This window comes from Kitasatospora sp. NPDC023176 (genome assembly GCF_055560495.1).
This window is the reverse complement of the sequence record NZ_JBVHIP010000081.1, coordinates 1-6,845: the sequence shown is the minus strand read 5'-3', so window position 1 is coordinate 6,845 and position 6,845 is coordinate 1. Positions and strand designations below refer to the sequence as shown.

Here is a 6,845-nt window from a genome sequence, read left to right as displayed (position 1 = left end):
TGGCGTTTCGCCTGGGCCTGGGCGAACGCGGTCTGAACTACGTGGTGGGGATCTCCACCACCCTCAGTGCCCAGCCGGGCTCCGCGCGGCCGTTCGCCCCGCCCTACGGCGGGACCGGCCGCCCGCCGGTCGCCCGGTATCCCGATCCGGCGAAGAGCGTGAAGGCCCTGGTGACGGAGGCGGGCCGGAAGGCGGCCAGGCCGGTGTCCTGGCGCGAGGGCTCCCGTCCGGGCAAGGGCCGCACCGGGTTCACGCGGATGTACTCGCGGTTCGTCGCACTGCGGATCCGCCCTGCCGGACGCGAGATCCGCGACGCCACCGACGGCGTCGAACTGTCCGAGTGCTGGCTGCTGGCCGAGTGGCCGGCCAGAGAGCCCGAGCCGGTGCAGTTCTGGCTCTCCGACCTGCCCGCTGACACCCCGCTGACCACCCTGGTCCGCCTGGCCAAGCTCCGTTGGCGCATCGAACACGACTACCGCGAGATGAAGCAGGCCCTGGGACTGGCCCACTTCGAGGGCCGCACCTTCACCGGCTGGCACCACCACGTCACCCTTGTCGCCCTCGCCCACGCCTTCTGCACCCTGCGGAGGCTGGCCCGGGCCCCCAAAGGAACGGCAGCGGCCTGAGCCTCTACCAGGTCGTCCGCGAGCTGCAGTTGGTCCTCGCCACCTGGGCCGGCCACTGCCCGACCTGCCACCGCGACATACCCACACCCATACGAACCTGACCAAGCCCTACTAGTTACCTGAGGCTCTCGGCGACGTGGATAAGTTCCTCGTCCGAGAGCCGTGGAGGGGCGCCGGTGGCGACGACGAAGGTGTAGGTCCCGTCCGACCACGTCAGCGAACGGGGATCGCCATTGGAGTCCGGGTGCGTGATGGTCGCGGGGTGACCCTTGACTGTGACGGCCCGTCCGTCCGGTGGAGTGCTGTTCCGGAGGGTCTGGCTGATGATCAGGTACCCCTGCACGTTGGGCTCCGTGCCCAGCGTGTACCCGATGGCCCAGGCGGGGGTGTCGGTCGACAGTGGGGCCACACCGGGCAGGTAGACCATCTTGCCTGCTGGGGCCGCGTAGTAGTTCTCCGGCAGGAACGCGGGTCGGAGGAGGTTGCGCTCGTCGAAGTGGATGGCGGCCTTGCCGGTGGCGTCGCTCAGCGTCCTGGAACCGAGCGGCTCGTTCAGGTGGGTGACGATCTGTCGGAGGCCGCCTAGGTCACAGAAGCCCGGGGTGACCGTGTGTCGCAGGGAAACCTTCACCTCGTTGGCGGACTCGCGTACCACGAGCTCGGGCTGCTTCTCGCAGCCCCAGCCGATGCTGAGTGTCAGGGTCCGGCCGTCGGAGCTGACCAGCAGTGGGTAGCCGGCCACGGGGCCTTCGTAGACCTTGGTTTTCGGGCCCCAGTTGATCCATGTGGCGACGGCGAACCCGCCACCGAGAACGGCTACGGCGGCTACGGCGGTCAAGCGATTCCGTCGTCGCTTCGACATCTTGCGGACGGTATTTTGCGTCACGGGCCCTCCCCGGCAGTCACGGTCATGTTTGCGGCACGGAGTGTGCGAAGTCAAGCGGACCAGGAACCGGTACTTATTAGGCAAATCACCCATCACGCCTCGATGTCATTGTCAAGAAATGGCAAAGCCTTGACGATCGTGCCCGAAAGGTCATCATGGGGGCACTTGTGGGGCTTTTATTTGCGATGCACCGATCCTCGTCTAGCACTACCGTGCTGGGCGCGGCATCGCTCGCGAAGAATAATTGCATCCCATTTGTGGGGGGAACCGAATGGCCCAGAAAAGCAACTCCAGTCGTACGTGGATAATCCTAGCCACTGCCCTGCTGGCATCGATGTCCGCAATCGCTCCGGCCATCGCCATATCGGGGGATGATGCACCCACTGCGGCTTCGGCGCAGCCCAGCCACACACCCAAGAAGAAGCCGTCAGCCGGTAACATCAGCGCAGCCACACTGCAAGGAGCTGCCAAGCCGGAGATCGTCGAGCTCATGAAGAAGCAGGAGGCCCTCGACAAAGTCGTCGACCGCATCACCGCAGGGCAGGATGAACAGAACCGGGATCGGATCCCAGGATTCTCTGAAGTCGAGGTAGACCCGGGGGCCAGCCGCATCACCTTGCACTGGAAGGGGGAGCTCCCGGAGGCGGTTCGCGGCGTGCTCCAAGACCTTCCGGACGGCGTGAACGTGCAGGTCGTGCCCGCCAAGTACTCCAAGGCGGAACTGCACACAGCCCGTGAGAAGCTGCTGTCAAACGGCAAGTTCATCCCGCTCGCGGCGAAAAGGCCGAGCCACATCAACAGCATCGGCCCGTCGCTCGACGGGAGCGGCCTCGACCTCGGGTACGAGACGGACGACGAGCGAGCGCCACAGATGCGGACTTTCCTTCCGTCGCTCCCCGCCGAAGAGCTGACACCGCAGGTGGAAGCGATCGCGTCTGCCATTGCTGGCGTGGAAGTCCACGCCCACCCCCAAGCGACGGTCGAAGACCTGACGCGAGGTGCAGACTTCGAGCCGTGGCTCGGCGGCGCTGGCGTAGAGACCCCGGGTGGGACGATTTGTTCCACTGGTTTTGGGGTCTACAACCCTTCGATCGGGAGCAAGAACCTCGTCACCACCGCCTGGCACTGCGGCGCAGGCTCGTACAATACCTGGTACAGCCACAAATATATGGGCTACGCCAGCGAGGCGGACGGAATTGCCTCCGACGACACGATCGGCATCGCCCCGCACGACGAGCAGGCATCGGGCTCAGCCGTCTATGGTGGCCCGTGGAATGACCCCAACGATGGTGATTACGTTCCGGTGGCCGGTTACAGTGGCAACAATGTAGGCGACTACGTCTGCCACACCGCCGCGAACTCGGGGGTCCACTGCGGCCTGCGCGTCCTTCAGGTCGACCGGAAGATTCAAGGCCCTAACGGCGTCACGCGCAATTTCACTGACCAGGTCGTTCAGACGGACCCGAACGATATCGCCTCTATCAACGGGGACAGTGGCGGGCCTGTAATCGCGGTTGACGGAGACAAGCTCCGGGCCCGCGGAACCATTACGTCGCTTGAAAAGCAAACCAACTGCAACGGTCGACTTTCTGCTGACGCCGGAACTCGGACCCCGGTGTGCTACAACGGGATGTGGTACGTCCCGATTTCCCAGACGCTCGCCGACATGGGATGGATCCTGAAGACGGGGTAACCCGTAGAGGACAACGGCTACGCGCCAGGCGGCAGTAGCAGCCGAGGAATCGGCGCGGCCGCTCTTAAGAAAGGGCCCCGGAGCACCGGGGCCCTTTCCACGTTGCACGCATCTCTCAGACGGGCGTCTCCTGGCCCTCCTCGGCCGTCAGCGCCGGGTTCAGCCCGCAGATCCGTAGCGCGTCCACGCGGGCCGGCGCTGAACCCGCCCAGGGCGCGGGCCAGCATCGGGACGTGAACGCGCTGGAGGAGCGGGCCGAGAGCGGGCGTCTCCAGGGGGGACCTCTGCCCCGGCAGGGCGGTGCTAACCGGAGGTCCGTCGTGCCGTAGACGAAGTCGTCGGCGGTGCCCGTCGCCGCCGCCGTCTCATCCTGCAGGTTCCGCACGTGCTCGCGGGCCTTCTTCAGGTGCCCGCCCAGGTCGTCCAGCTGCTCCATCAGCCATACCGCTCTGCCGTGGACAGCTCCCGGTCCGGCCCGACCAGTGCCTCCATGGCCTTGAAGTGGTGGACCAGGGTGGTCACCGCGGTCTGGGCCGCGTCCACGACGGTCTGGGTCTTCTGAAGACGGTCCGCCCACTGCTCGCTGGGCGACGGATCGGACACGGCGCCGGCGTCCTCGCCGGGGGCATCCTCGCCGCTCGATTCCTGCCAGCGCTCCCAGAACCACTCCGAGTCGGCCGTCTTCTCGGCATCGAACTCGCCGCCGTCCACACGACGGATGCGACCGTCGGACACCGGCTGCGGCGCAACCTCGCGCCCCGCGCGCAGCAGCATCATCCGCGCGAACGCGTCGATCGCCGCGATGAACAGCAGGACGCCGTCCTCGGTTTCCGCAGCGATGCCGAGCTTGACGGCCGCCGAACGCCGGTCACCGGTGGAGCCGTACGGGCCGAGGAACACCTTGCCGTTGACCAGGCCCGGCACGGCCAGGTGGCCCAGGTCGGCGCGGGCCTGGCTGCGGGCCAGGCTCGGGGCGGAGTCGGTCGCCGCGACGATCAGCTCGCTCACGGAGAGCCCGGTGGTGAAGACACCCTTGGGCACCGCCGTCCGGTTCGGGATGTCCAGGGCGGCGGCCGGCAGGTCAACACCGCCGACCGCCACGGTGAGCAGCGCGCTGCGGATCTCGCCGCGGGTCTTCGCATGCTTCTCCCTCAGCAGGGAGGGCGACGGTTCGACGAGGACCTTCGTCGTGCGGCGCAGCGCCCTCCTTTCGCTGGGGTAGACCACCCGGTCGACCAGCCGGGGGGTCACCGCCGACTCCGCCTACGGCCAGGACGGGCGCTTGCGGCGGCTGCTGGAACAGTCCGGCGTCGGCTACGTCCTGGCGGTTCCCAAGTCCCAGTTCAGCGTGGGCTGTCCACGCATCGACTGGCTGTTCGCCAAGGCCCCGGACCAGGCCTGGCAGCGGATCTCCTGCGGAGACGGCGCCAAAGGGCCGCGCATCTACGACTGGGCGGCCATCCAGCTGCCCGCCGTGGCGGAGTTCGACTACCAGGGCGAGGCCCTGATCCGCCGGCGATGGGCGCTGGCACGCCGCAGCCTGAGCAGGCCCGACGAGATCGCCTACTACCTCGCCTACTCACAACTCGAAACGACCGTGAAGCAGTTGGTGCGGATCGCCGGGATGCGCCGGGCGATCGAGGAGTGCTTCGTGCGACACGAGGCTGCTTGAGCTGAGTGAACTCACCGATGAGGAGGTTCCGTTGAGGAAGGTGTAGTTCCGGGCCAGTGTCCAGGGCCTGTCCCCGCCCCGGCGTGCGTTCCTGGTAACGGGAGGGTGCGAAGCCCGGGGTAAAGCCCAAGGGCTCCCGTTCCATCCGGGGGCTACAGGCAAGGGGAAGAGCGGACGGGTGAATGCGAATGAACCCTTGGCTATGCCTCGTAACTTCGAACCTCACCGATGGGATGTTCCAGCGGGGTACAGGACTGGCCGCAGAGAAGCGGCAGGCGCCGGCTGAAGAGAATCAGTCGGCCGGGAGGACACCGCCGTCCCGGGGTAGAGAGGGCACCCACCCCGCTCGCATCTCGCTCGTGCAGAACGTGGAAACCCCGCAAGGGTCCCGGCCGTGTGCCGGGTAGGCCGACCGTGAGGAACGCTCAACTCCCCGGCGGGAACAGGATGACCCAAGAAGCGAACGCCGGTGGCCGAAAGGCAGCAGGAAACCGGGACGGTGAAAACCGGCTCCTCCAGCCGGTCGTCTCGCATAACTGACCGGACAGGGCCCAAGTGGCCTGACCCGAAGGGGTGCTGACGTGGGTCAGGTGAGCCTGCGAAAGAGGACGATGGCAACGACAGCAGAACCGAAGGGCACGTTGGACGCCGCGCCGCCGAGCGACGCGGTGAACGAACCGGAGGGCGAACTCCTCAACTGGCATGGGGTCGACTGGGCCGCCGCCGAGGAGAACGTACGTCGTCTGCGCCAGCGCATCTTCGCGGCGTCGCAGGCCGGGGACCTGAAGAAGGCCCGCAACCCGCAAAAGCTGATGCTCCGCAGCCACAGCAACACGCTCGTGAGCGTGCGGCGGGTCACGGAGATCAACGCCGGTCGCCGGACGGCGGGCGTCGACGGGCGGGTCGTGCTCACGGCCCCGGGCAAGGCCGAGTTGGCCACCTGGGTCCAGCACCGCGCCGCCTCGTGGAAGCCCAGGCCCGCCCGGCGCGTGTACATCCCCAAGAGCAATGGAAAGTGGCGTCCCCTCGGAATCCCCGTGATCGTCGACCGCGTCCTGCAAGCCAGGACGGTCAACGCGCTGGAACCCGAGTGGGAAGCCCGGTTCGAACCCAAGTCCTACGGGTTCCGGCCCGGGCGGGGCTGTCAGGACGCGATCCAAGCGATCTTCACCGTCGCGCACGGGAAGAACCCGAAGCGGCAGTGGGTCCTGGACGCGGACCTGGCGGCGGCATTCGACCGCATCGATCACGAGCACCTCATCAAGATGCTGGGACCGTTCCCCACCCGGGGAATGGTCGCCCACTGGCTGAAGGCCGGGGTCGTCGAGAACGAGTGCTTCACCGCCACCGAAGAGGGAACTCCTCAAGGCGGCGTGATCAGTCCCCTCCTGCTCAACATCGCCCTCCACGGGATGGAGAAGGCTGCCGGAGTCCGCTACTACACCGGTGGGACACATGCCGGTGAAACCGTTCCGGGTTTCCCGGTGCTGATCAGATACGCCGACGACCTGCTCGCTTTCGCTCACTCCAGGGCCGAGGCCGAGCAGGTCCAAGCGCGACTGGGCACCTGGCTGAAACCCAGGGGGCTGGTCTTCAACGAGGACAAGACGAGCATCGTTCACCTCGACGAAGGCTGTGACTTCCTGGGCTTCAACGTCCGCCGCTACCGCGGCGGGACGGTGCTGCTGATCAAGCCAAGTACGGCAGCCGTGCGACGGATCCGGAAGAGGCTGGCTGCCGAGGTCGACGCCCTGCGAGGGACCAACGCCCAGGCAGTGATCCACAAGCTCAACCCAATCATTCGGGGCTGGGCGGCCTACTACCGGAGTGCGGTGTCCAGCCGCGTGTTCCACGCACTGGACGCCTACGTGTGGAAGCTCGGGGCTTCCCCCGGGAACGTGGACACCGGGTGCTATGCGGCCGTGGCCAGCGTAACTGATCTTTGCTCGTAGGCGATCGGGGCCATGT

Annotated in this window: 6 protein-coding genes and 1 pseudogene; 4 read left to right on the top strand and 3 right to left on the bottom strand. The window is 66.9% G+C overall.

From position 1 onward, the window contains the following. The coding region (locus ACZ3YL_RS42270) for an IS701 family transposase (RefSeq protein WP_465663164.1) at positions 1 to 626 on the top strand (626 nt) is incomplete at its 5' end. 115 nt (positions 627 to 741) lie between these two features. On the opposite strand, the gene ACZ3YL_RS42265 is transcribed toward ACZ3YL_RS42270, so the two are convergent. Then, complete coding sequence (locus ACZ3YL_RS42265) at positions 742 to 1,488, bottom strand: hypothetical protein (protein WP_465663162.1); 747 nt, start codon at positions 1,486 to 1,488, stop codon at positions 742 to 744. Positions 1,489 to 2,002: 514 nt separating this feature from the next. On the opposite strand from ACZ3YL_RS42265, the gene ACZ3YL_RS42260 reads away from it, so the two are divergent. Beyond that, complete coding sequence (locus ACZ3YL_RS42260) at positions 2,003 to 3,205, top strand: chymotrypsin family serine protease (protein ID WP_465663160.1); 1,203 nt, start codon at positions 2,003 to 2,005, stop codon at positions 3,203 to 3,205. Between the two features lie 115 nt (positions 3,206 to 3,320). Here ACZ3YL_RS42260 and ACZ3YL_RS42255 read toward each other — a convergent pair whose 3' ends face one another. After that, a complete protein-coding gene (locus ACZ3YL_RS42255) occupies positions 3,321 to 3,641 on the bottom strand; it encodes a hypothetical protein (protein WP_465663158.1) in 321 nt (106 codons plus the stop codon). Next, positions 3,641 to 4,456, bottom strand: a complete 816-nt coding sequence (locus tag ACZ3YL_RS42250; RefSeq protein ID WP_465663156.1) for a hypothetical protein — start codon at positions 4,454 to 4,456, stop codon at positions 3,641 to 3,643. The genes ACZ3YL_RS42255 and ACZ3YL_RS42250 overlap by 1 nt, the downstream gene beginning before the upstream one ends. Between ACZ3YL_RS42250 and ACZ3YL_RS42245 the strand changes: the two are divergent. Both ACZ3YL_RS42245 and ltrA read left to right on the top strand, forming a co-directional pair. Further along, positions 4,452 to 4,856: pseudogene (locus ACZ3YL_RS42245) on the top strand (IS701 family transposase); the annotation flags it as partial. The gene ACZ3YL_RS42250 and the pseudogene ACZ3YL_RS42245 overlap by 5 nt on opposite strands. Positions 4,857 to 5,488: 632 nt before the next feature. Further along, complete coding sequence (gene ltrA / locus ACZ3YL_RS42240; RefSeq protein ID WP_465663154.1) at positions 5,489 to 6,829, top strand: group II intron reverse transcriptase/maturase; 1,341 nt, start codon at positions 5,489 to 5,491, stop codon at positions 6,827 to 6,829. Positions 6,830 to 6,845 lie beyond the last annotated feature (16 nt).

Coding starts and splice junctions, on each gene's coding strand:
- ACZ3YL_RS42265 (WP_465663162.1), bottom strand. CDS start 1,488: ATGTCGAAGCGACGACGGAATCGCTTGACCGCCGTAGCCGCCGTAGCC.
- ACZ3YL_RS42260 (WP_465663160.1), top strand. CDS start 2,003: ATGAAGAAGCAGGAGGCCCTCGACAAAGTCGTCGACCGCATCACCGCA.
- ACZ3YL_RS42255 (WP_465663158.1), bottom strand. CDS start 3,641: ATGGAGCAGCTGGACGACCTGGGCGGGCACCTGAAGAAGGCCCGCGAG.
- ltrA (WP_465663154.1), top strand. CDS start 5,489: ATGGCAACGACAGCAGAACCGAAGGGCACGTTGGACGCCGCGCCGCCG.